At 65.6% G+C, this 24312-nt stretch carries 17 protein-coding genes and 4 pseudogenes; 11 read left to right on the top strand and 10 right to left on the bottom strand.

The genetic code is table 11. The annotated features are described in order from the left end of the window. Positions 1–134 precede the first annotated feature (134 nt). The 4 genes from ACH0CP_RS12935 to ACH0CP_RS12950 are packed head-to-tail and all read right to left on the bottom strand — an operon-like array spanning position 135 to position 3687. A complete protein-coding gene (locus tag ACH0CP_RS12935) occupies positions 135–1277 on the bottom strand; it encodes a hypothetical protein (RefSeq protein ID WP_144037329.1) in 1143 nt (380 codons plus the stop codon). A gap of 12 nt (positions 1278–1289) precedes the next feature. Further along, complete coding sequence (locus ACH0CP_RS12940) at positions 1290–2015, bottom strand: TniB family NTP-binding protein (RefSeq protein ID WP_256926792.1); 726 nt, start codon at positions 2013–2015, stop codon at positions 1290–1292. Positions 2016–2026: 11 nt separating this feature from the next. Beyond that, positions 2027–2212: a TniB family NTP-binding protein gene (locus ACH0CP_RS12945; RefSeq protein ID WP_256926793.1), complete on the bottom strand. Its 186-nt coding sequence runs from the start codon at positions 2210–2212 to the stop codon at positions 2027–2029. Continuing rightward, entirely contained in the window at positions 2209–3687 is a 1479-nt protein-coding gene (locus ACH0CP_RS12950; RefSeq protein WP_406889347.1) for a Mu transposase C-terminal domain-containing protein, read from the bottom strand. The genes ACH0CP_RS12945 and ACH0CP_RS12950 overlap by 4 nt, the downstream gene beginning before the upstream one ends. 45 nt (positions 3688–3732) lie before the next feature. On the opposite strand from ACH0CP_RS12950, the gene ACH0CP_RS12955 reads away from it, so the two are divergent. The 4 genes from ACH0CP_RS12955 (at position 3733) to ACH0CP_RS12970 (ending at position 11555) form a co-directional block, all read left to right on the top strand. Then, a complete protein-coding gene (locus ACH0CP_RS12955; RefSeq protein ID WP_406889350.1) occupies positions 3733–3939 on the top strand; it encodes a hypothetical protein in 207 nt (68 codons plus the stop codon). Positions 3940–4323: 384 nt separating this feature from the next. Next, the gene (locus ACH0CP_RS12960) at positions 4324–6621 is read left to right on the top strand and encodes an AAA family ATPase (RefSeq protein ID WP_406889352.1); all 2298 of its coding nucleotides are present in this window, start codon (positions 4324–4326) and stop codon (positions 6619–6621) included. A gap of 227 nt (positions 6622–6848) precedes the next feature. Beyond that, on the top strand, positions 6849–8096 hold the full coding sequence (locus ACH0CP_RS12965; RefSeq protein ID WP_406889601.1) for an exonuclease SbcCD subunit D: 1248 nt from the start codon (positions 6849–6851) through the stop codon (positions 8094–8096). Continuing rightward, positions 8097–11555 carry an AAA family ATPase gene (locus ACH0CP_RS12970; RefSeq protein ID WP_406889355.1) on the top strand — a complete coding sequence of 1153 codons (3459 nt, stop codon included), beginning with the start codon at positions 8097–8099 and terminating at the stop codon, positions 11553–11555. A gap of 311 nt (positions 11556–11866) precedes the next feature. Here the strand turns inward: ACH0CP_RS12970 and ACH0CP_RS12975 are convergent, their stop codons facing one another. Then, positions 11867–12598 carry a Bax inhibitor-1/YccA family protein gene (locus tag ACH0CP_RS12975; RefSeq protein ID WP_406889358.1) on the bottom strand — a complete coding sequence of 244 codons (732 nt, stop codon included), beginning with the start codon at positions 12596–12598 and terminating at the stop codon, positions 11867–11869. Between the two features lie 347 nt (positions 12599–12945). Here ACH0CP_RS12975 and ACH0CP_RS12980 point away from each other — a divergent pair, with 347 nt between their 5' ends. The 6 genes and pseudogenes from ACH0CP_RS12980 to ACH0CP_RS13005 all read left to right on the top strand — a co-directional run. Further along, on the top strand, positions 12946–13419 hold the full coding sequence (locus tag ACH0CP_RS12980) for an Hsp20 family protein (protein ID WP_406889361.1): 474 nt from the start codon (positions 12946–12948) through the stop codon (positions 13417–13419). Between the two features lie 94 nt (positions 13420–13513). Further along, the gene (locus ACH0CP_RS12985; protein WP_406889363.1) at positions 13514–14020 is read left to right on the top strand and encodes an Hsp20/alpha crystallin family protein; all 507 of its coding nucleotides are present in this window, start codon (positions 13514–13516) and stop codon (positions 14018–14020) included. Between the two features lie 49 nt (positions 14021–14069). Next, positions 14070–14627 (top strand): NADH dehydrogenase ubiquinone Fe-S protein 4, encoded by a 558-nt coding sequence (locus ACH0CP_RS12990; protein ID WP_406889365.1) that lies wholly within the window; start codon positions 14070–14072, stop codon positions 14625–14627. Between the two features lie 112 nt (positions 14628–14739). Continuing rightward, positions 14740–15018, top strand: a pseudogene (locus ACH0CP_RS12995) (zinc-ribbon domain-containing protein); the annotation flags it as partial. Further along, on the top strand, positions 15016–15858 hold the full coding sequence (locus ACH0CP_RS13000; RefSeq protein WP_406889603.1) for a putative zinc-binding metallopeptidase: 843 nt from the start codon (positions 15016–15018) through the stop codon (positions 15856–15858). The pseudogene ACH0CP_RS12995 and the gene ACH0CP_RS13000, both read left to right, overlap by 3 nt. A gap of 114 nt (positions 15859–15972) precedes the next feature. Continuing rightward, positions 15973–16479, top strand: a pseudogene (locus ACH0CP_RS13005) (2,3-bisphosphoglycerate-dependent phosphoglycerate mutase); the annotation flags it as partial. A 12-nt stretch (positions 16480–16491) separates the two neighbouring features. On the opposite strand, the pseudogene ACH0CP_RS13010 reads toward ACH0CP_RS13005, so the two are convergent. Both ACH0CP_RS13010 and ACH0CP_RS13015 read right to left on the bottom strand, forming a co-directional pair. Continuing rightward, positions 16492–17242: pseudogene (locus ACH0CP_RS13010) on the bottom strand (IS5 family transposase). A 167-nt stretch (positions 17243–17409) separates the two neighbouring features. After that, the gene (locus tag ACH0CP_RS13015) at positions 17410–18666 is read right to left on the bottom strand and encodes an IS701 family transposase (protein WP_406889367.1); all 1257 of its coding nucleotides are present in this window, start codon (positions 18664–18666) and stop codon (positions 17410–17412) included. A gap of 89 nt (positions 18667–18755) precedes the next feature. Between ACH0CP_RS13015 and gpmA the strand changes: the two are divergent. Then, positions 18756–18938 (top strand): annotated as a pseudogene (gpmA, locus tag ACH0CP_RS13020) (2,3-diphosphoglycerate-dependent phosphoglycerate mutase); the annotation flags it as partial. 98 nt (positions 18939–19036) lie between these two features. Here the strand turns inward: gpmA and zwf are convergent. The 3 genes from zwf to ACH0CP_RS13035 are packed head-to-tail and all read right to left on the bottom strand — an operon-like array spanning position 19037 to position 24312. Continuing rightward, positions 19037–20509, bottom strand: a complete 1473-nt coding sequence (gene zwf, locus ACH0CP_RS13025; RefSeq protein ID WP_406889369.1) for a glucose-6-phosphate dehydrogenase — start codon at positions 20507–20509, stop codon at positions 19037–19039. Beyond that, positions 20506–21492, bottom strand: coding sequence for a phosphogluconate dehydrogenase (NAD(+)-dependent, decarboxylating) (gene gnd / locus ACH0CP_RS13030; protein WP_406889370.1), 987 nt, complete (start codon positions 21490–21492; stop codon positions 20506–20508). The genes zwf and gnd overlap by 4 nt, the downstream gene beginning before the upstream one ends. A gap of 15 nt (positions 21493–21507) precedes the next feature. After that, positions 21508–24312, bottom strand: coding sequence for a bifunctional transaldolase/phosoglucose isomerase (locus ACH0CP_RS13035; RefSeq protein ID WP_406889373.1), 2805 nt, complete (start codon positions 24310–24312; stop codon positions 21508–21510).

Raw genomic sequence — 24312 nt, forward strand, 5'->3', positions numbered from 1 at the left:
TGGTGTTGCAGACAAGATACCGGTGGAGAGATGCTCGCTCACAAGAACCGCGGGCGCTTAACATAATGTATATTATCAGACTGGCGGATTTCTGTTCCGCTGCGGGCACTTACCTGCCCTCGCCGCGGTCGCGATCACCCGATCAGCGACGTTCGCTCACGCTGCCGCTGGTCGCGCTCGGTCCGCCACGCATCAAACTGCGCCAGAACGTCGTCCACGTCCATACCCGTCTGTCGGCGATGGGCATCGACGCGCGCGCGCAGCGGCTCGGGCCAAGCCACGCTGCTTCGGATCAGCATCGCTTGCACCCAGCGAGGCACGTAATTGAGCAGCTTCTCAAGTGTCTGGTGCTCGCGGAACGGCAGATGCGCGCCCGACATCAGTCGGCCGACGGGCTCGTCGGCCAGGAGCGCCACCACCGCACTGAGAACCTGAGCTCGAGCGGAGGGTGACAGCTCGTGGTAGGGCTGTTCGTCCCAGGTCTGCGGTTTGTGCTCCGGCATGATCGGCAGCAAGGGGCAGTCGAACAGATTGATGTAACTGGTCCTGAAGAGGCTTGGCGCCAGCAGCGCCCGGGTGAGATCGCGCAGCACGATGAGGAACTGACGGGCCGGCACCGGCTGTACCCCTAACAAGCGTGCCGGATGGCCGAGCAGCGCGTTACGGACCTCGCCGTCGAATGCGAAGAGGATTGAGAGCGCCGCGGCCGTTTCCTCCGGCTCGAAATAGGCCGCTGGCGTCGGCTTTGCCCAGCGGCTCGTCCTGAGCGGCGTGCCGCAATCTTCGCACACGAACTCGATGCCGACTGACCAAGTGAACCGCGGCGAGTGACTCGGCCGGCAACGCCGACAATAGTCCTGACGCCAAGCGCCATGCCGATGACAGAAGACGAGCGGCAGCGCCGCCTCTGCGTCGAGATAAGCCCCGCCGGCCTCGTGCGCTTCGGCAAGGCAATGGCGGCACCAGGCGAGATCGAGCTCACCTCGCGCTCGGCCGAAGCCGTCGGTACTTGGCAACCAGTCGACCGCGAGCCCCGGCCAGCGGCACTTAAGCCCGAGGTTGAGCACGACCTCCGACGCGACCCGTAGACCGGCCACGACGCTTTTCGCCTCGTGCAGATCCCAATGGACATCGGGCCGTCCCTTCATGCTCGGGCCAGCCTTCCATAGAACCTGCCGGAGCTCGGCGACCGATACATCGTAGCAGGCCGCGGTCCGCCCGAGCCAGGACGACGGCAACTCGTCGGGACGAGGACGGGGCGCGATCGGCAGCGCCACCCCAGCCACGGCTCAAGCAGCCGCCTTCGCCCGCCCGCGTCCACGACGCTGGGCCAACGCCTTCATGCTGACAGACGGGAGCACGAGGTCATCGGCGTCCAGATCTCCTACCTCGATCCGCTCGGTGCCGTTCTCGATCGCTCTCACGGCTAGCGTTTCGACGAGCCGGAAGATGCGGCCGGTGTTCCCATCGCAGAGGTCGAGGATGGCGGTCCGGCACCGCTCCTCCTCCAGCTGAGATGGCTTGCGCAGGGGCAGGATCGCGGCGAGCGTAACCATCAGCAGCCGAAATGGCTCGTCGTTCTGCCACCGGACGAGCTCGACCGCGTCAAACCGCTCGGCCAGCGCCGCGTCCGTGAGCAGCGCCGCGCGCGCCTCGTGATTGCCGGTGCAGACGAGCGGGATCTGCAGGTCGTTGGCCAGATACCGAAGCGTGTTAAGGAAGACGCGCTGCTGCCGTGGCGTGCAGGCCAGCATGTGGTTGATCTCGTCTAGGATAAGCATACGAGCACCCACCTGCCCCATGATCCGGCGGGTAAGCTGCCGGGCTCGCTGGACGTCGCCGCGCCCCGCAAAGCCGGCGCCGAGCTTCTCGAGAACCTCCCCGTAGAACTCGCCATCGGTCGGCTGTGGCGGCAGCTGAACGGCCACGACCGGGATCGTCGCCGTTCCCGTTGTGTCGTTGAACCCGCGCGGGTTCTCTGCCTCGAAGCGCTCGACGATGCGGGACTTCCCCATCCCGGTCTGGCCTAGATCAGGAGGCACGGCATGCGCGTGCGCGGCGGGTAGCGTAGCATCGCATCCAAGGTCTTGCGCACGGTCTCCGCCTTCGGGAAGCCAAGCCAACGATCCATGCGGATCCAGGCGATCCGCTCCTCGTCGGCCCACGTCGCGCGCTCGCGGTAGTCCTCGGCAAGATGCGACAGATCGCTCACCTGGGCATCTCCTCGACGAGGTACGGTAGCGCCTGCCGATCACCGCTCTTATCCGTACTCGAGGCGCCCGGCGGAGCTGTGGGTCTGTCGTCCTCGATGGTGGGCTTGCCGCTGCTTCTGGCGCGCCGTGCATCGGCCAAGGCCGCCCTGGTCCTCTGGAGCGCGAGCCGTGCGGCCTTTGTCTTGTGAGCGGCTTCTGCCACGATCAGGCGCTGTGTCTCCACCGCTTGGAAGATCAGCGTTTCATCAACCGCGTGCTGACCACGCTCGCGCAGGGTGCGAACCGCCTCCTTCTGTTCCCAGCGGGTGATCGCCGGCCGCCGGAGGTCACGATAGGGGACCTCGAGGTGCTCGCCATGCGGGAGCTCGAGCCAGATGCGAGAAAGGTCACGCGGATCCCATCGGATCGGCATCGTCTGCCCGGGTCGCGTGTACCAGCAGGACAGCGCGTCATCCCAATAGTGCGTATGGAACAGTTTGATGCCATGCGGGGTCACCGCGCGTAGTTCGCAAGGCAGGAAGTCGAAGAGAAAGCTGGCGCGATCGACCGGCAGCCGCACCAGCTCCGGTCGCCGATCCATCGCTTCGGCCCAGGCGAGCGCCGGCGGGATGCCGATGCCGCGGTGCCGCTCTGCATGGTACGGCCCGATGATCTGCGCGGCGAGCCAGACCTCCAACTCGCCCAGCGTCATGCACGCCTCGGCTTCGGAGTCATAGTCGCCACGCTCCGCCACGTTTGAGAACGTCGTGCCGGGCAGAAGATGGACGGCGCCCATCACCGTCCCGATCAGGCGCTCTATATGACCGCCGAAGTGCGGGCGCCGAACCGGACGATACTCGAGCGAGATCGAGTGGGCACGGCAGCCGCGTTTCAGAGCGTCGGAGCGGTGTTCGCGCGCATTGTCGAGGTGTAGCCGATCCATGAGACCCTGATTGTCCCAAGGTGCCTCCATGCCACGCTCGGCCAACCAGTCGACCTTGGGGAGGACGGCTTGGCGCATGCACATGCCAACCGACACGGCCGAAGGTGCGAGCAGATCGAGGTGGAACCCCGGCACCGTGCGGCTCGCGATATCAACCATCAGCGTGAGCCACGGCCGCCCGATCGGCTTGCGATACAGGTCGTCGACTACGATGACGTCGACCAGGGTGTGATCCGATTGGACGAGCTCCAGCGCATAGCTGGCCTCCAATACACCGCGTGTCGGCTCCCATTTGTCAGCAGCGGCCTTGGACCCTTGCCTGCGCGCCGTGACCGTCTGGGGAGGCAATCTGCTTAATCGCGCTTGGATCGCTTTGGTGCTGGGCACTTTCAGCCCGATCTTCTGCTCCTCATGTCGGAGCCAGCGGCGGAGCGCCTGCACACTCGGCTTCTCGAGGGTGAGGTAACAATCCGCGATGCCTCGAGCGATCAACTGTTCAGCCGCCGATGAGAGCCGCCGCTCTCCCCTCTCCCGCCCCCGCGGGCGCGGCAACAGCGAGGCGGCAACGGGCGACGCACGGTAAAGCTGGAGAAGCTCGTGAAAACGGGCGCGACCCAGCCCGAGCTGACCCAGCGCTTCGGCGGCTGCGTTGCCCGGGATGCGGGCCAGCGCAGCAAGTGGGCGGATGATCTTCTCGCGGCGGTGCGCTTCTGCCCAGTCAGCGTCGCTCGCCGTCTTCAGGTCCGCGGTTCGCATGGTACGACGCCTCGGCTGATCCAGCTTGGCGAGCGTCCGCTCTTTTGAGGAGATTGTCCACTCTTTCAGGTGTGGACGGACTTCAGTCGAGATTTGCCGACTGCGTCCACCTTTTCAGGAGAACCGACAGCCACCCTCCCCGTGCCTTGTCACTCGTGTCCGATAAGGAATGTTATCGGACACGAGAAGCGTGCATAGAGACGGTCCTCGCCTCTTGCCTTTGGGTGGAGCGCAACGCGAAAGCCGTCCAGCGCTGATCTGACAAACGCAGAGGGCAGCGCTATACCCTTGTGGGGCCTGCCAGCTGCGAGGTTGGCGACCGCATCGAACAGGTTGTCGCCACATTCGAGCTGCAGCGCTACCTTCAACTGCGGCCGGTCTCAATATTGCTCCTAGATTGACAATAATCGCAGCGAGGAATGAAGTCCTGCAATGGGGATCCTCACAAACATCAAGTCGCTGCAGGGAATGGGAATCTACGCCGACCGCGGCGCGCGATCGCCGTCCCTGAACTTCCGACGCTACAATCTGATTTACGGGTTTAACGGTTCGGGCAAGAGCACGCTGTCGCGGCTGTTCGCAAGCCTCGAGTCGGGTGGACCGCACCCGAAGCTCCCGCAGAGCGGCACGTTCGAGGTGACGCTGGACGACGGGACGGCGTTCGGGTGCCCGACCAATCCCAAAGGGTTCGAGCAACGGATGCTCGTGTTCAACTCGGACTACATCGAGCAGAACCTTCAATGGGCCGCCGGGCGCGCGAAACCGGTGTTTTACATCGGCGCGGACCAGGCGGAAGCTGCCGCCGAGCTGACGAGGATCGGGGGCGACATCGTCAAGGCGGAAGCGAAGAGCGAGGCGGCGGCTGCGACCGAGAGGGCCGCGGACAAGACCTTCGCCAGCTACAAGCGCGAGCGCGCCAAGTCGGTCGCGTCGCGCCTCCATCTCGGTAGCCGCAAGTACGAGGCGCCGGCGCTCGCGAGGGACTTCGACACCTGGAAGGATCATGAAGGACCCAGGTTGACGGATGACGAGCTGAAGGCCGCCGAGGACACCCGCAGGATGGACGAGCCAATGCCCGGCCGCGACCCGCTGTCATTCGAAAAGAGCACCATCGAGACGGCCTACCGGTTCATCGCCGAGGTCTGCGGCCAGTCGCTCGCGACCGTCGCGCTCGAGGAGGTGCGGCGGCACCCAGACATGCTACTCTGGCTGAAGCGCGGCCACGAATACCACGACGCCCACGGGCTGGCCGACTGCCTTCTGTGCGGGAACGAGATCCCGGCGGAACGCCGCGCCTTGCTGGCGGCGGCGCTCGACGACAGGGTCGATCAGTTCGTCGCCCGCCTGAAGAGAACCGCCGAACGTCTCGACGGTCTTCTAGGGTCGATCAACCAACTGGCCGCCCAGCTGCCCGCGGTGGACGACCTGGCCAGCGAACTGCGGCCCGGCTTCAGGGACCTGAGGCAGGACGCGTCGAAGAACGCGCGCCAGCTCGCGGAGCAGTTGCGCACGCTGCAAGGCGTGCTGTCCGCAAAGCTGGAGCGGCCCGCCTCTCCCGCGGATATGAAGGACGTCGCCGCCGAGGCGGATGTGCTCGCCACCGCCGAGCGCCTGGCGGCAAGCGTCGCGAGCGTCAACGAGACGATCGCAGTCCACAACCAAGGCGTCGCCGACTTCGCGAAGCGGAAGGAGGATGCGGAGACGTCCATCCGCCGCCACTTCATCGTCGACTGCCGCGAGGAATACGCCAAGACGGCGAATGACGTCGGCGACGCCACCGCCAGGCTGAAGGTCGAGACCGATGCGCTGTCCGCCCTGCGGGAGAACGCACGCGAGCTGCGCCAGCGCATCCGGACGCACGGCCCCGCGGCCGCCGTCATCAACAAGCTCATCGCGGCCTACCTCGGCCACGGCGAGCTGACCATCAACCCCGTCGACGAAGGCTATGAACTGCACCGCCATGGGACGCCGATCACCGGCATGCCGAGCGAGGGCGAGAAGACAGCCATCGCGATCTCCTACTTCCTCTCCTCCATCGAGGCGGACAACCGGAAGCTGAAGGACGTCATCGTGGTGGTGGACGACCCGGTCTCGAGCCTCGACACCAAGGCGCTAAACTTCGCCTGCTCCCTCGTGAGGACGCGGCTCGAGAAAGCCGCGCAGGTCTTCGTCCTCACGCACAATCTCCAGTGCATGAACGAGTTCCGAAAGGCCTGGAAGGGCAAGGCACGGCCTCCCGCCGGCAAGGATCCGACCGCCACATTCCTCTACATTGACGTCACGATCCCCGAGGGAGAGCACCGCCGCTCCTCCAGGATCATCGAGATGTCGAAGCTGCTCCGCGAGTACGATTCGGAGTACCACTTCCTTTTCAGTCACGTGCTGCGCTTCGCCGAGCAGCCAGACGCTTACGACGACCACAGCTACATGATGCCCAACGTGATCCGCCGGGTGCTCGACGTGTTCCTCGCCTTCAAGAGTCCGGGTGGTGGAGGACTGCCTGGCCAGCTCGACAAACTGTGCGCGGACTATCCGGATCTCGACAGGGAGAGGCTGGCGGCGCTCGAACGGCTCACCCAAGTCGAATCCCACTCCGACAACCTCGACGACCTGCTGTCCTTCTCAACGATGACCCTCGAGGAGACGCGGGGAGCGGCCGCTGCGCTCTTCGCCATGATGGAACACGTCGACGGGAACCACCTAAAACGGCTGAAGGGCCTCTGCACCTGATACCTTCTGGCCGTCGAAAGCCTGGGGCATTCCGCCGGAGGACGCCGAGGATTGTTGGCAACACAGACCGCAAACCTGAGAGCTATCGACAACGTTTGCTCATAGGAGCGCGTGCAACGACACCGAGTTGTCGGCATCAAAACTGTGCTGCATGTTGGCGCGCGCGATGTGATGATGAAGATTGCGCGGCCGACGCTTGGGGGTGAGCCATTACAGACTTCCGTTTCCTGCATGCCGCCGACATCCACCTCGACAGCCCGCTGCGCGGCCTGTCGAGATACGAGGGACTTCCGGAGGAAGACATCCGAGGTGCGACCCGGGCGGCATTCGACAACCTCGTCCAACGGGCCCTCGACGAGGAAGTCGACTTCGTGGTGATCGCCGGCGACCTGTTCGACGGGGACTGGAAGGACATGGGTACCGGCCTCTACTTCGCGCGGGCGATGGGTCGGCTCGCCCAGGCTGACGTCCCGGTCTTCCTGCTGTCCGGCAACCATGACGCGGAGTCGGTGCTGACGCGCAGCATCCCTTGGCCCGACAACGTCAAGCTGTTCGGGACGAGGCGCCCGGAGACTCATGTCCTGCCGGAGTTCGCCGTCGCCGTGCACGGCCAGAGCTTCGCAACGCCGGCCGTTACCGACAACCTCGTCCTCGCCTATCCCGACGCGGTCGAGCACCACTTCAACATCGGCGTGCTCCACACCGCGCTAGCCGGCCGCCAGGGCCATGCCGCGTACGCCCCGTGCAGCCTGGAGGACCTCAGGTCCAAGCACTACGACTACTGGGCGCTCGGCCATGTCCACGAGCACGAGGTCGTCTCAGAAGACCCATACGTCGTCTTCCCGGGCAACACGCAGGGACGCACGATCCGCGAGACCGGGCCTAAGGGCGCGGTAATAGTGGCGGTGGAGGACGCCCAGATCGTCAACATCGAGCACGTCGAACTGGACGTACTGCGCTGGGCGCACGTCGAGGTCGACTGCACCGGGGCGGCGGCAGACGCGGTGGCCTCGCTCATGCGCGCATCACTCCTCTCCACTTGGCAGGCCGATGCGGCAGGCCTGCCTCTCGTCGCACGAGTGTCGCTCACCGGCGAGACCGCGGACGCCGGCGCACTACACGACGGCGTGTCGTCGATCCGCGACGACGCGCGCGCGGTCGCCGCGTCAATATCGCCGGACCTGTTCATCGAAAGGGTGAAGGTGCTGGTCGGACCGCCCGCGCAACCGCAGCAGATCCGGATTGGGGACGACCTGTCGTCCCTCATCGGACAAGCGGCTACCGACCCGGAGCTCGCCGCCCTCCTCGCCGAGGACCTCGCCCCGTTCATGCTCGCCACGCAGACCGCGATCGGCCAGTCGCCGGACGATGCCGACGACGAGGGCCTGCGGCGATCCGCGGGCGACGGGGACTGGACGGCGGTGCTCCAAACGGCGACACTCGCGCTGCGGTCGCGCCTGACTGGGGAGGCGTAGGTGCGCTTCGTAAACCTGTCGCTCGAGCGCTACGGCCACTTTGAGGACTGCTCGCTCTCGTTCCGCAACGGCCAACCGGACCTGCACGTCATCTACGGCGCGAACGAGGCCGGCAAGACCACGTCGCTCGCCGCGGTGTCGGATCTCTTGTTCGGCTTCCCAGTCCGATCGCCCTACAACTTCATGTACGACTACTCGCTCCTGCGGGTCGGCGCCGTGCTTGAGGACGAGGGGGCCACGCTCGCCTGCCGCCGCAAGAAGGCCCCAAACGCCTCGCTCGTTGGTCCGGACGACCGGCCGATCGACGAGGGCGCGCTCCTCGCGATGCTCAGGGGACAGACGAGGGAGACCTTCGGCCTCTCGTTCAGCCTGGACCAGGAGGGCCTGCGGGCCGGCGGCAAGGCCATGGTCGAGGCCCGCAATGACCTTGGCCGGGCGCTGTTCGCGGCCGGCTCCGGCCTTACCGGAGTCTCGGACGAGCTGGCGCGGCTGGAGGAGGAGGCGGACGCCATCTGGGGTCCACGCGCGTCCAACAGACGCTCCTTCACCGTCGCCCAGCGGGAACTTGAGGCCGGCCTGCGTTCCATCCGCGACAGGTCGCTCCGACCGAGGATCTGGACCGACGCGAGGGCGGCGGTGGCGACCGCGCAGGCCGCATTGGACGAGGCCCAACGTCGGCGCGACGAGTTGCTCGCCGAGATGAGCCGCGCGGAGCGGATCCGCCGGATCGCGCCGTCGGCGCGCCTGCGGGCGGAACACCTGGCCGCCCTCGAGGCACACGGTGCGACTATCGAGCTGGCTGCGCAGCGCGAGGAGGCGGCAGAAACCGCGATGGGCGAGGCCGCGTCCGCGGGCCGCGCGAAGGCCGCCGCGGCGAAGCTGGCTGAGGAAGCAGCCGAGCGTGTGGACGCGCTTGTGGCGGACGAGGCGATACTGGCTCAGGCGGATCTCGTCGACACGCTCGTGAGCGCCTCGGGGGCGGTCGCGAAGGCGAGCAGCGACATGGTCCGACTCAGGACCGAGCACGCTACGCGGACCGGCCGGATCGAACGCCTACGGGAGGAGGCTGGCGCGCTGGCCGCCGATCCACCGTCACGGATCGCCAGCGCGAGGCTGCGCGAACTCGCGCTCTCGCACGTCGAGGACAGGTCGGCGATCGCCCAGATCGCGCAGAGCGAGGAGGAGCTCGACGAACGGCGGAGGGCGGCCTCGGGTCTCCCGCGCAAGACCGACGATGAGCCGAATAGCGACCTGGGGCCGGTCATCGCCGCCGTCGACGCCGCGCGCGCGCTCGGTGCCGACTTCGACGCCCGCTGCCAGTCCCTGCGGAGGACGGCCGACACAGCCTCGACGACCCTGGCGCAGTCGCTTTCGCGGCTGGCGCCGTGGAGCGGCGACGCCGCGACGCTCCTGGAGCTCCCCCGAATCGAACAGGCGGAGATCGATGAAGCGCGGACGGCGATGGCGAACCTCTCGGCCGAAGCCGAGCGGGAGTCCGCCGCCGCCGGGCGCGCCCGGGAGGAGGCCGCGGCCCTTTCCCTCCAAATGGAGCAGCTCGCCTCCGGGAACGCGGTCTCCGCGGAGGAGATCCAGAGCGCGCGCACCGCCCGCAACGAACACTGGCACCCGCTCCGCGATCACATTCTGACCGCGGCGCCAATCGCCGCGCCGGGCGAAGCTGTCACCGTCTTCGAAGCCACCCTGGCAGAGGCGGACCAGCTCAGTGACCTGCGGTTCGCGGCGGCCGACGAGTCGAGCCGTCTTGCCGACATGCAGAACCGGGTCGCGAAGCTCATGCTCGATGCGGAGCAGGCGGAGCTTCGCGCGAAGGGCGCGGAGGAGCGCGTCGACACCAAACGAAGCGCCTGGCGGGAGAGGCTGGAAGCGGCGGGCCATATCGATATGGAGCCGACGCGCCTTGTCGGCTGGAACGCCGCGAGGGATGTCGCCGAGGCGGCGTACGCCGCCTCCGTCGCGGCGATGGCGGAAGCCGAGGCGGCCGACGTCCGCCGGGCCAAGGTACGACAGGCACTCGCATCATGTCTCGCCCAAGGCGCCGCCCCGCCGGATGCCGCCGAGATCGCGCCCATCCTGGCGATCGCCGGGCGACTGCGGGCCGACCTTGAGGCGGCCGAGCAGCAGAGACGGCTCGACGAGGCCGCCGCGGCGCGTATCGAGCAGGACGCCGACACCCTCAGACGACGCAGGAAGCGGCTCGAGGACGTGGCTGCCGTCCGTGAAGCTCAGTGGCGCGAGCAACTAGACCAGACCGGGCTCGACCTCGAGCTCGGAAACGCGATCGCCGCGCTCGACATACTCGACGAGCTGCGCGTCGAGATCGAGGCGCTGTTGGACCTGCAGGGACGGCTCGACGGGATGGAAAGGGACGCGGCCGACCACGGCGCCAGGGTCCACGCGGCCGGCGACGCCGTCGGCATCCCCGCGTCCGAAAATCCGGAGGAGCGGCTGACCGCGCTACGGAGCCGCCTGACCTCCGCGCGCGCCACGGCCAAGGTCATGGACGCCCTGAAGGCCACCATGGAGGCCCGCAATGAAGAGGTGGAGGCCGAGGAGGCGAGGTTAGCGGCGGCCATGGGTTCCCTCAGGAGCCTGATGGAGGAGACGGGTTCGGAAGGCGTCGACGAGCTCGCGGCCGCCATCGCGCGATCTCGCGCGGTCAGAGCGCTCCGGGAGGCGGTCGCGGATGCCGAGACGGCGATCACATCGGCCGGCGACGGCAAAGGTCTTGCGGAACTCCTCGGATCCCTCGACGGCGTCGATCCGGACGGCCTGGCGGCCAGGACACAGACGCTCGAATCCCAACTGGCGGACCTAAACGCCGAGGTGGATGCCGCGGCGGGCCGGCTCGGCGATGCACGGAGGGCGTTCGCCAATCTCGAGCAGGAGGGAGACAGCGCCATCGACGCTGCCACGGACGCGGGTCAGGCCCGGGCGGAGCTGGCGGTCCTTTCAGAGCAATATATCCTGAAGCGGGCGCAGGCGGTGACGCTGCGTTGGGCAATCGAGAGATATCGCGAGCAACACCAGGATCCGATGCTGCTTCGCGCCTCGGAGCTCTTCTCGGCCCTGACGATCGGGCGATACGCCGCGCTGCGGATCGACAGCGACGCCGCCTCGCCGCGCCTCCTCGGGGTACGTGACGACGGCAGGACCGTCGTCGAAGTCGGCGCCATGAGCGAGGGTACCACCGACCAGCTGTTCCTCGCATTGCGCCTCGCCGCCGTCGAGCAGTCCGTCGCCGCGGGCGTCCGTCTGCCGTTCTTAGCCGACGACCTCTTCGTCAATTTCGACGACGACCGGTCCGAAGCGGGCTTCCGCGTGCTGGCGGAGCTCGCCAGGTCGACGCAGGTCCTCTTCTTCACCCACCATCCCCATCTCAAATCGATCGCACGCTCCGTGGTGGGCGCCGATATCCACTCGGAGTGCGCGCTGGGTTGAAACCCGCGCCGCCGGGGCATCTCCCCGCGCTGAGGCCGCACTGGGCCGCCGCTCAGGCTCTTTCGGAAGACCTAAGCTACCATGGGCGGTCCTGAGGGGAAGACGCCTGATCGGATGCGGTCGGTCGGCCCCTATAGAGCCCGGCTCCATTTCCCAAGGCCCCCACAGCAGGTCCGAAGAGACTGCGCGAGGTGGAAACACAACCTGCACCGCTCGCGACGACGTTCATTCGGAAACGCGGCGGCCGGCAGCGCCGATCGTCGAGACGACGGCGCTGCCCAGTCCGGCGACCGCGTCGGTCTACACCTCCCTTACTCGTCCCGCTGGCCAAACAGGCTGAGCAGCAGCTGGAACAGGTTCACCAAGTTGAGATACAGCGACAGCGCGCCCATCACCGCCAGCTTCTCTGCCCGTTCGGTCCCGGCATAAGCGAGATACTCGCTCTTGAGGCGCTGCGTGTCCCAAGCCGTCAGGCCAGTGAACACCAGCACGCCGACTACCGAGAAGACGAGCTGCAGCGTCGATGAGCCGACGAACAGGTTCACGAGGCTCGCGATTACGACGCCGATCAGACCGACCATCAGGAAGGTCGACCAGCGCGACAAGTCTACGTTCGTCGTGTAGCCCCACAGGCTCATAGCCGCGAACACGGCCGCGGCGCTGAAGAAGGCGAGCGCGATGCTGGTGCCTGTGAACACCAGGAAGATGCTCGCCATCGAGAGACCCATGACCGCAGCAAAGGCGAAGAAGGCCGCCCGCGCCTGTGCGGTCGTCATTCGCTCGACCCTGAAAGAGAAAAACAGGACGAACGCCAGCGGCGCGAAGATCGCAACCCACTTCAGCGGTGTCCCGAAGATCGGCTGGTACAGCGCTGGCACGCTCGCGACGAGAGACGCCACCAGCGCGGTGATGCCGAGGCCGACAGCCATATTGCGATAGACGCCAAGCATGTGCCGGCGCAGGCCTTCATCATACGCGGCCGTGCTCGCAGCTCGGGCCGAGGGAAAAGGCCGATAGGTATTCGGTTCGAACAATCTGTTCATGCCTCACTCCATTGCTCCAATGTCAATGAGGCACTCGGCCGGCTCCACAAGGGAGCTCGCGATCCTGCACCGAGCGCGCTCGATGCGGTCCGATATCACGGGGGCAAGACTGCCTCCGTCAGAGGGGCCCGGTCCGCAGAGACAAAACTATAGTTGGCCGCATAAGTTTCAAGGGGTGATCACTCGATCAGATGTTGGACAATCTCGACGGTCAACTCTTGAAACCGACCCAGCCCTGACTAGTTTTGGTCGTGCCGGACGCCGTTCGGGTCCGGTGGACATAGAGGGCGTCGGCTCTCCGTTTCCGACGCTTCTCATGCCCAGATTGCTCACAGGAGGATTTGGAGATGAGAACCAACTTCGACTTTTCGCCGTATCGGCGATCGACGGTCGGCTTCGACCGTCTCTTCAACCTGCTCGAGTCAGGTGCCCGCGAGGATGATGGCTATCCGCCCTTCGACATCGTGAAGGACGGGGACGACAGCTACCGCATCACGCTCGCGGTCGCGGGTTTCCGCCCTGAGGACATCGAGATTGTCGCTCAGCAGAACCTGCTCACCGTCACCGGCAAGCGCGCCGAGGACGACACCAGGGGCGAGTATCTGCACCGCGGTATCGCTGCTCGTTCCTTCGAGCGGCGCTTCCAGCTTGCCGACTTCGTCGAGGCGGGCGATGCCCGGTTCGAGAATGGCCTGCTGTCGATCGCGCTGAAGCGCGTCGTCCCCGAGGCCATGAAGCCGCGCAAGATCGAGATCGCTGGCGGCAGCGGCGACGGCGATCGACTCGAAGCGCCCAAGGGCGACGACCGCGCAGCGGCCTGATCCCCGCGACAATGAAAGGCTCTATCGGCGCGCCGCGACGCGGAGCGGCCGATGGGCCATGTTCAACACCTGCCAGGAAAGGAGGTAAACCATCATGGCAATTCGTGATCTCATTCCATGGGGCCGGCAGGAAAGCCGTGCTCCCGTCCGAACCGACCAGGCACCCGACCAGCAGCATCCGCTTGTGTCGCTGCACCGGGATGTGAACCGCTTGTTCGACGACGTTTTCCGCGGCTTCGGCGTGCCCGCGCTGAACGGCTGGGGGCGTAGCCTCGACTGGCCCACCGTGGAGCTTTCGGAGACGGACAAGGAAATCCGCGTCACCGCCGAACTGCCTGGCATCGACGAAAAGGACGTCGACATCAGGGTCGAGGACAACGTCCTGTCGATCCGCGGCGAGAAGCGCGCCGAAACCGAGGACAAGGAACGCGGCTACTCAGAGCGAACATATGGCCGCTTCGAGCGCCACATCGGGTTGCCGCGCGGCGTCGAGGAAGACCGGGCGAGCGCGACCTTCAAGAAGGGCGTGCTGACGATCGTCTTGCCCAAGACAGCAGAGACGATCGAGAGCCGGCGCACCATTCCGATCAACGCTAGCTGATAGGACGTGGGGTAGCCGCCAGGAGCGGCTGCCCCTTTCGGAGGCGAACATGGCAACGAACCCGATCTTTGCTTCATCCTGGGAGGCGGAGCCTGTTCAGGCCACGCTGCCCACACAGATCGCGAACGACAACGAGGCGACTGAGGCGGCCTCGTCGTACGACGCCCAGTGGAGGCGCTACGCGAGCGCGATCCCGACAGGCGCGGTCGCGATCATCGAGCCCGATCCGCTTGGCAACCGCTCCGGCGGCCGAGCCCGTGAAGGGCTGTGGCATCTTCGGTTCCGCGTACGCGCGCGCCCTTTCGTCGATCCGCTGACCGGCTGGACCGGTGGGTGCGATCCCCTTACCCATCTGGACCTCAGCTTTCGCTCGCGGGAGGCAGCCGAGGATTACTGCCGGCGATACGGTATCCCGTACGAATGCCTCGGGACCACACGCAAGGCAGAGCCTCGTCCGCAGGAGACGCTGCGCTTCGACCATGTCGGCGTCCCGACCTGCTGCATGCCGGCCGGGCCGCATCCTGTTTGCTGCGGTGAGCCGAGCTCTTGGCATCTGTTGGAGGTCGGAGGATCGCACCCGCAGGATCGCTGCGTTTCCCGAAGCTGACGCGCTTGCTGAGCCGGAACGAACGCGCGCCGCTCTCCCGAGCGTCCGCGATCGGAGGCGCGCTGCTCATCTCCGTGTGCCGATCTCCACATGAGACTAAGGGGACCGATCCTTGCCCTTCACCTGCCCCAACTGTCGGCAACAGCTTCACCTCGAGGAAAGCGCCTGCCCCAGTTGCGCGCGTCCGGTCGGCTTCGACTGGCGGATCGACGCCTTCAGATATCTCGACCCCCAATCAGGCGAGTGGCAGGATGCAAGAGGAGCGCGAGCGGCTCTGAAGCCCTGCGCCAATCAGCGTTATGGCGCGTGCAACTGGCTCGCAGACGTCTCGGGAGACGGCGCGACGGCGCGGCCAGCGATGTGCCGGGCCTGCCGGCACAACCGGATCATCCCCGATCTCGCCGTCCCCGGCGTCCTCCAACGTTGGCGACGCATCGAGGAGGCCAAGCGTCGTATGATCCGAAGCGTGATCAAGCTCGGCCTGCCGCTCGAGACCAAAGCTGAGCGGCCGGACGGTCTCGCCTTCGACTTCCTCTACGACCCTGCCGCGGAAAACGGCTACGTGCCGCAGCTCCTCACCGGGCATGCCGACGGGGTGATCACCCTGAACGTGATCGAAGCGGATGACGTGGCGCGCGAGCGAATCCGACACGAAATGGGGGAGCCGTATCGGACCCTTCTCGGTCACTTCCGTCATGAGATCGGCCACTATTATTGGTATAGGCTCGTTGCCGGGACCGACATGCAGGATCGCTTCCGAGCGCTGTTCGGGGACGAGCGTACCGATTATTCGGAGGCGGTACGTCGCTACTATGCTGGCGGCCCTCCCCCCGCTTGGGCCGACGGCCATATCAGTGCCTACGCCACAGCCCATCCTTGGGAGGACTTCGCGGAAACCTTCGCCCATTACCTCCATATCGTCGACACACTTGGGGCGATGACGGACTTCGGCGTCGCACTCAAAGCGCAGGTCGGGACAGGGGACGAGATCGATGCTTACAGCGCTGACACCGCCGCGCTTGTCGGGCGCTGGCTGCCCACCTCCTTCGCCCTCAACGCGGTCAACCGCGCGATGGGGCACCCCGACCTCTATCCTTTTCGGCTCAACCCCGGGGTCGTCCTCAAGCTCGATTTCGCCAACCAAGTGGTCGCACGAGCCGCTGCGCGCCAGACGGGGCAGGAAGCCTCCGATCTGACCGCGCTCATCGCGATGTTCGGGCACGGGGTCTAACGGCGAGCAGAGCAACGGAGTGGCCCAGATGAGGGACAAGGCACTCGGCTTCCAAGCGGGTAAAGAGACGGGCGCGTGTGCTCCAGCTTCTACGCGCGGGCGCGGGGCGTAGCGGTGCCCACTCTCGTCCTGCTCCGCCACGGCCAGTCGACCTGGAATCTTGAGAACCGGTTCACCGGCTGGTGGGACGTGAACCTGACGCCGCTGGGCGAGGCTGAGGCCAGGGCGGCGGGTGAGCTGTTGGCGGCGAGAGGGTTGGATTTCGACCTCTGCTTCACGAGCGTGCTTACGCGTGCAATCAAGACGCTCAACCTCGCGCTCGAAGCCATGGGGCGGCTGTGGTTGCCCGTCGAGAAGCACTGGCGGCTGAACGAGCGCCACTACGGCGCCCTCACCGGTCTCAACAAGGTCGAGACTGCGGCGGCGCACGGAGACGAGCAGGTCGTGCTCTGGCACCGCTCCTTCGACGTCCGACCGCCGAACCAAGAGCCGGGGGGGCCGTATGATCTGGCCGGCGATCGCAGGTATGCCGGCATGGCGGTCCCGAAGGCAGAGAGCCTCAAGGACACGGTCGCGCGGGTGCTACCCTACTGGGAAACGCGGATCGCGCCCGAGCTTAGGGCTCAGACTCGTTCACAGCCAGAAGGCGACGGCGGCTGCGAGGGCGACGCCTGACAGGAAGTTGGCGGCAAGCTTGTCGTAGCGGGTGGCGACGCGGCGGAAGTCCTTGAGGCGGCAGAAGGCATTCTCGATGAGATGGCGGGCACGGTAGCGCTGCTTGTCGTAGCGGATGGTTCGCTTGCGGTTGCGCCGGCCCGGGATGACGGGAACGATGCCGGCATCTCGCAGCGAGCGCCGCAGATGATCGGCATCGTAGCCCTTGTCGGCGAGCAGGTAGCACATGCGCCCGGCACGTTCGAGAAGCGCAGGTGCTGCCCTGATGTCGCTGACGTTGCCGGCCGTAAGCGTCAGTGCGTAGGGGCGACCGATGACGTCGGTGAGCGCGTGGACCTTGGTCGTCCAACCACCGCGCGAGCGGCCGATCGCTTGCGCCGAGCGCCCCCTTTTGCGCCGAACGCCGCTCGCTGCGCCTTCACATAGGTGCTGTCGATCGCGGTACTCCTCGTCACCGCACCGGCATCCACCAGCGCATCGAGCAGCTTCAGCCAGAAGCCCCGGTGCGACCAGCGGTTGAAGCGATTGTAGACCGTCGTCGACGGGCCGTACTCGGCCGGGCAATCACACCAGCGGCACCCGACCTTGAGCACATGCAGGATGCCGGAGATTACCCGCCGGTCGTCTACCCGCCGCGCACCAGGCTGGTTTTGGGCAGGTGCGGTTCGATCGCTGCCCATGCCTCATCCGACAACCAGAACAGCGCCATCGCACACCTCCCTCGATCCACACCGCTGTGAATCAGGAAAGCCTCTCCACCTCAACCCGCTGATTGAGTTTGGCCCCTAGCACTACTTTGGCAGAAGAGCGTGGGGAGGTCTGTTGAGGCTGCATCCACAGTGAGGGCAGTGGTGCGGCGGTGAGCGGAACAGGCGGTCAAGGATGGCCTGGCGCACTGCTGGCAGGCTGGGATGAGGAGGCGGGCCGAGTGCTCTTTTTTTTCCGCCCCGCCTGAGCGAGCCTTCGGGATTGCAAGAAGGCGTAGGCCATCATCGACATCAGGGCATGGCGGTGAAGTCCGGTCCATGATCGGCCCTCGAAGTGATCCAGCCCCAGTTCTTCCTTGAGTTGCTGATGGGCTTGTTCGCAGATCCAGCGCGCCTTGATTGCGCCGGCGAGAGCCTTGATCGGGGTGTCAGCGGGCAAATTGGAAAGATAATATTTGCGCTCGCCATTTGAGCGATGTTCACCCACCAGCCAGGCTTCCTCGCCCGGCATGTGCTGAGCTCCGGCGGAGCCGATCCGCTGGGGTGCGCCATCCGCAATGCGCACACGCATGGCAGCAAAGCGGGCGGTCAGGCGTCCCTTCGTTCCCTTTCGCCAACTGACCTGTCGCCACTTCGCGCCTTCAAGCATGGCATGCGCAGCCATGGATTTGACGTCCGGCACGTGACGCACCCTTGGGCGACCACGCCCCGCGACTGGGAAGATCAGTTGCACGTCGGCGGGATAGACCTTCTGGTGCCGGGGAATGCCGACGGCCCAGCAAAGGCCACGTGCGCTCAGCGCCTGCCGGAACGGAGCGGACAGCCCGTAACCGGCATCAGCCAGCACACAGCCAAAGCGTACTCCGGCAGCCATGACACGGTCGATCTCCTCGATCGCAATCTCGGGCTTTGTCCGGCATTGCTGTAAAGGGGCAGGCACGCCCGCCTTGTCCATCCTTGCGACATCGCTCGTCCAGCTTTCCGGCAGGAACAACCGCAAGCTCAGCATGAGGGGAACTTCGCCCGAGGCCAGCGTCACCGATACCATGGTCTGGCAGTTCGCATTCTTGCCCAGCGCCGTGGCGTACTGGGGCGCAACCCCAACCGAGGCCTTGCCCTTCTTCGGCAGGGCTGTGTCATCGATGATCAGCCAGGCTCCGTCACCGCCCACCAATTCGTCGGCCTGCTGCCACAAGGTCGCTTCCAGCGGACTGCTATCCCACAGGCCTGCCCCGATGAAATGATGCAGTCGGTCATAGGGTATCGCATCTGAGCGGGCTGCCATGGGCTGGATGCTCTTGCGATCGCCTGGCCCAATCAGGCCCGCGATGTAGGCTGGGCACATCCGACGACGCGTCTTGTTACCCAGACCTTCCAGATACGGCCCAAGCCATCGCTCCAGATCCGTCTGCCAGTCCTCGTCCATCGCCAGCCTCCGTCAAAGCTGGCTCCCCATGAATCACGCAATCAGCGGTGAGGGAATCCCTAAACTCATGCTTCTGCCAAAGTAGTGCTAGAGGCGGCAGGCGCGTGATGATCTCGGCGCATGGCAACTCTCTGCGGGCGCTCGTGAAGCATCTGTCTGCCATGTCTGACGCCGAGGTGTCCCGTCTCGAAATACCGACGGGGCAGCCGATCGTTTATGACCTAGCGGAGGATCTCACGGCACGAGATCGCTACTATCTGGCGGAACGATAAAGCGAGCGGTCCAACAGCGTCGGGCCCTGCTTCTGCTCGGCTGATGGTCAAGCTTGGCTCACGAGCCCCAGATAATAACCACACAGCCGGACGCCGGATCAGAAAGTCCCTCTGCCAAGCTTATGCCACTGCCTGCCGTCACGGGCGATCAGTGCCTCGGCTGCCGTCGGCCCAGCAGTACCGGGCGCGTACTCCTCGAGAATGCCGTCTCCAGTTGCCCATGCGTCCAGCAGCGGCTGGACAACAGCCCAGCCCGCCTCGATCTGATCAGCACGCTGGAAGAGCGTCTGGTCACCCATCATCATGTCGTACAACAGCGTCTCGTAGCCAGTCCGGTGCTCAACAGTGAACTTCTCAGCATAGGCGAAGTCGAGCGCGACCGGGACCGCCTCGACCTGTGGGCCAGGCCGCTTGACGAGGAAATCGAGATCGATCCCCTCGTTCGGCTGGATCTGGAACACCAGCTGATTGGCCGGGAGGTGAGCGACAGGCGCCTTTCGAAACGTCGCATATGGCACCGGATTGAACGTGACCACGATCTCCGTGTCCCGGGCGGCGAGCGCTTTTCCCGTGCGCAGGTAGAATGGCACACCCGTCCAGCGCCAGGTGTCCACCATCAGCTTGAGCGCGACATATGTCTCGGTGGCGCTGTCGGGCTGGACGTGCGGGGTCTCAAGGTAGGCGGGGATGCTCTGGCCTTCCACTGCGCCGGCCGTATATTGCCCACGCACCGCATCGCTCCTGGCCTCTTGCGGCGTGATATGGCGAACCGCCCGGAGGAGCTTTGCCTTTTCGTCGCGGATGACCTCGGCTTCGAAGCTATAAGGTGGCTCCATCGCGATCATCGACAGAAGCTGCATCAGGTGGTTTGGCACCATGTCCCTGAGGGCGCCGGTGGTGTCGTAGAACGCGCCTCGGGTGCCCACGCCGATCGCCTCGGCGGCGGAGATCTGGACGTGGTCGATATACCGGTGGTTCCAGACAGCTTCGAGCCAAGCGTTACCGAAGCGCGCGACGAGGATGTTCTGGACCGTCTCTTTGCCGAGGAAGTGATCAATCCGATAGACTTGGCTTTCGTGCACCCGGGCCAGGATGCGCCGGTTGAGCGCTCGTGCAGATTCGAGATCGTGCCCGAAAGGCTTCTCGATCACCACCCTGCGGAAGTGCCCACCGCTTTCGTCCATGAGACCGGCATCAGCCAGCCTGTCGACAATGACACCGAAGAACTGCGGGGGCGTTGCAAGGTAAAAGGCTGCGTCCGCGTCGCCCAGCCGCTGTTTGAGCTGGCGGAAGACACTTTCGCGCGTGAAGTCGCCGGAGAGATAGGTGGTGTGCCGACGCAGCCGCTGCCAGCACTGGGTAAGCGGCGCGAACTCGTCGAGCGTTACGCGGAGGCTTTCATCATCTCCCTCGTGCAGCGCGACGCCAATAACCCTCAAGTCTTCGCTCAAGAGCCCGTCGAAGCAGAGGTTGGCAAGCGCTGGGATCAGTAGGCGGCGCGTGAGATCCCCTGTCGCTCCGAAAATGACGATCGTCGCGGCAGGCGCCGGCGGAACTGAACCTCCAGTCACTGCGGAATCTCGACGTGCCCGCCGAAGCCATATCGCATCGCGGAGAGAACCTGATCGCCAAACGTGTGCTCAACCCGGCTCCGGTAACGGGCAAACAACGCTGCGGTGAGGACGACGGCGGGAACCGCCTCTTCCATGGCCGCCTCGACCGTCCAGCGGCCCTCACCGGAATCGGCTACCCGCCCCGAGAACTGTGAAAGCATCTGATCCTTGGCGAGGGCGGCCGCGGTGAGATCGAGCAGCCAAGAGGAGATGACGGAGCCTCGACGCCACACCTCGGCGATGTCGGTGAGATTGAGAACGTAGCGTTCGTCTTCGGGCAGCCTGCTGGACTGCTTCGACTTCAAAATATCGAAGCCCTCGGCGTAGGCCTGCATGAGGCCATACTCGATGCCGTTGTGGACCATCTTGACGAAATGACCCGCCCCAGCGGGGCCGGCATGGATATAGCCCTTCTCTGCACGGGGGTCCTCCCCCTCGTGTTCCATGCGATTGGGTGTTCGAGGGATAGTGCCGATGCCAGGGGCGAGCGCATCGAAGATCGGGTCCAGACGATCAACGGCCTCCTTCGGGCCGCCGATCATCATGCAATAGCCGCGCTCCAGGCCCCACACACCGCCTGAGGTGCCGACGTCGACATAGTCGATGCCACTCTGGGCGAGCAGCTTCGCCCGCCGGATGTCATCCTTGTAGAAGCTGTTGCCGCCGTCGATCACGATATCGCCGGGGTCGGCGATCATGCGAAGGTGCTTGATCGTGTCCTCCGTCGGATCGCCCGCCGGCAGCATGACCCAGAAGGCCGCCTCCCTTCCGAGGGCTTCCTTCATCGCTCCGAGAGAACCGGCCGTCTCGAACCCGTCTGATTTGAACTGGGCGACGGCGGCTTGATTGCGGTCGAACACCACTGCCTGATGCCCTGCGCGATGAAGCCGACGGGCTATGTTGCCTCCCATACGGCCAAGGCCGATCATTCCGATCCGCATGTTGCAGACTCCCGCTCAATCCCGAAGGGCGTGGTTGAGAAGTTCTCCGAGGTCGCCCAGGTGGCCGGATTTCAGGTGAATGCGCAGGACACGCTGGCCGCGGGCGGCGAGCACATCGAGATCGCCGCGCGCCTGAGCGAGTTGGACCATCCCGAAGCTTGCCTTGCGTCCGGGTATGGCGAGATCGGGATCCGGCGACCGGGTGATTTCGATGAAGACACCGGAGCGCGGACCACCCTTGTAGGCCTGGCCCGTCGAATGGAGATACCGGGGACCAAAGCCAGCGACGGTGGCGACCTTCCGCGCCTTGATGACCCGCTCGCGCATCCGCGCGATCGCCGCTTCATGCTCGGCGTCGCGGCTGAGATATGCAAGGAACCCGATGTAATCGCCGGGACCGGCACTTCCGATATGAGTGCGCAGGATCGCGGCCGCATCGGTGGCTGTATCGTCTCGCTCGCGGGGTCCGAAAAACGCCATCGTCCGATCTTCGAAAAGCGGGCGCTCCGGCGCCAGGATGCCGGTCGCCTCGTAGCTGTCGATCAGCAGACGCGTCCTGATCTTGGCGTCCTCGACGTCGGGCTGATCGAACGGATCGATCCCGATCACCGCGCCGGCAATCGCGGTTGCGATTTCCCAGCGAAAGAATTCCTGACCGATCATGGCCCGCTGCGGGAGTGCAATCCGCACCACGGGGTGACCCGCGGCAGCGAGGGCATCGGCATGGGCGCGGAGCGGGGCGTCGTCGTCGCCGTTGAGCGAAAGCAGCACGAAGAGGCGGTCTGAACCATAGTTTTCGGGGGGGACCAGCGGCTCCAGGTCGACCGGGACGAGGCCCCTGCCCTCCTTGCCGGTGGACTCCGCGAGGAGCTGCTCCAGCCATGCCCCGAACGGGCGAAGCGCAGGTGAGGCAAACACCGTCACCTTGTCGCGACCGGCGTTCGCCGCTTCTCCTAAGATGGCGCCAAGGCGTGCGCCGGGGTTGGCAGCAGGTGGGACGTCGGGCGCGCAGCTCTGCACCATCGGTGCCACGCCGGCGAAGAAGCCGCCGACATCGAGACCCATCAACGCCGCGGGAACCATCCCGAAGACGCTCAGAACCGAATAGCGCCCGCCAATCTCCGGGTCGCCCAGGAAGACGTGTGCATAGCCGTGATCCCGGGCGAGCTTTTCAAGCTTCGAACCCGGATCGGTTATCGCGACAAAGCGGCTGCCGTCCCGACCGGAGAGCTCCCAGAAATAGGCACGCAGCAGCTCCGGCTCCATTGTTGAACCGGACTTCGAAGCGACCAGGAACAGTGTTTCCTGTGGAACGATCATCGCCGCGACTGCTGCGATTTGCTCGGGGTCGGTAGAATCGAGCACGTGGAGGACGGGCTGCCCATCCCGGGCTCCGATGGTGCGTGCCAGAACTTCCGGGCCCAAGCTCGAACCGCCCATGCCGAGAAGCACCGCAGAACGGTATCGGCCCGCCTTGGCGGAGAGCGCTTTCAGCGCGGCGGCGTCGACCTGCTCGCCCCGGCCAGCCTCGAGCCAACCGAGCCACTTTGCTTCGTTCCCGCCCGTCCAGAGTGTGGCGTCGCCAGCCCAGAGACGCCTGGACCACCCATCCTGACGCGCTTGCTCGAGCCTCGCCTCCACCTTCCTGGCAAGCTCCCCGGGCAGCTGCTCGCGCATGAGGTTGAGCCCATCTGCGAGAATGGCGGCGCGCTTCACCGCAACCGCACCGAGAAGCGCGTCGGCGGCATCGGAGAACTGGCTGACGCCGTCGCGAACGAGCCCGTTTGCGACTGAAGCGAGGTCCAGTCCGAGCCGCTCCGCCTCCGCGAGGGTTCGACGAGCGCCATCGACGTCGGCGGTCAGCGACGGGACAAGCGTGCCATGGCTGCGGAATGCGTCCAACGTCTTTGGGGGCAGCGTATTGACGGTGTCGGGGCCGATCAAATTGTCGACATAGAGCGTGTCCGGATACGCCGGGTCCTTAGTGCCCGTGGACGCCCAAAGGAGCCGCTGCGGCATCGCACCTTGCGCTGCGAGGGCTTTCCAACGCTCGGACGCGACAAATCCCAGATACCATTGGTAGGCGAGCTTGGCGTTGGCGATTGCCACTCTGCCGCGCAGCATCTTGAGTGCCTCGGCCTCGGGATCGCCGGCTTCGACGCGTTGGTCGATCTTCGCGTCGATCGCCGAATCGATGCGGCTGACGAAGAAGCTCGCGACAGACGCAATCCTGTCGATCGGCTCCCCTCGGGCGAGGCGAGCCTCAAGGCCCTCAACGAACGCCATTGCCACGGCAGTGTAGCTTTCCTGGCTGAACAGCAGCGTGATGTTGATGTTGAGGCCGTCCTCGACCAGCCGCCGAACGGCGGTCACGCCGGCCTGTGTGCCCGGAACCTTGATCATGAGGTTAGGACGGTCGACTTGGCACCAGAGTCGCTGAGCTTCCGCAATCGTGCTTTCGGTGCTCTCCGCCAGGTAGGGCGAAACCTCCAGGCTGACATAGCCGTCCCGCGCGCCCAGCTTGTCATAGACGGGCCGCAGCGTGTCGGCGGCGTCCTGGATGTCCTTTATCACAAGCGCCTCATAGGCTTCGCTGATGCTCGCGTTGCGCTGGGCCCTGAAGAGCTCCGCCAGCTGCGGCTCGTAGGCGTCCCCCTTGGCGATCGCCTTCTCGAAGATCGCGGGATTCGAGGTGACGCCGGTGACGCCATCTTCCTCGACGAGCTTCGCCAGACCGCCATCCTGCAGGAAGCGGCGCTCGACGAAATCAAGCCAGGGTGCCTGGCCAAAATCATGCAGCTTCTTGATCTGGCTCGCCAT

Origin of the sequence: Sphingomonas sp. 179-I 2A4 NHS (assembly GCF_045369135.1) — a bacterium.
In the GTDB taxonomy this organism is placed as follows: domain Bacteria; phylum Pseudomonadota; class Alphaproteobacteria; order Sphingomonadales; family Sphingomonadaceae; genus Sphingomonas.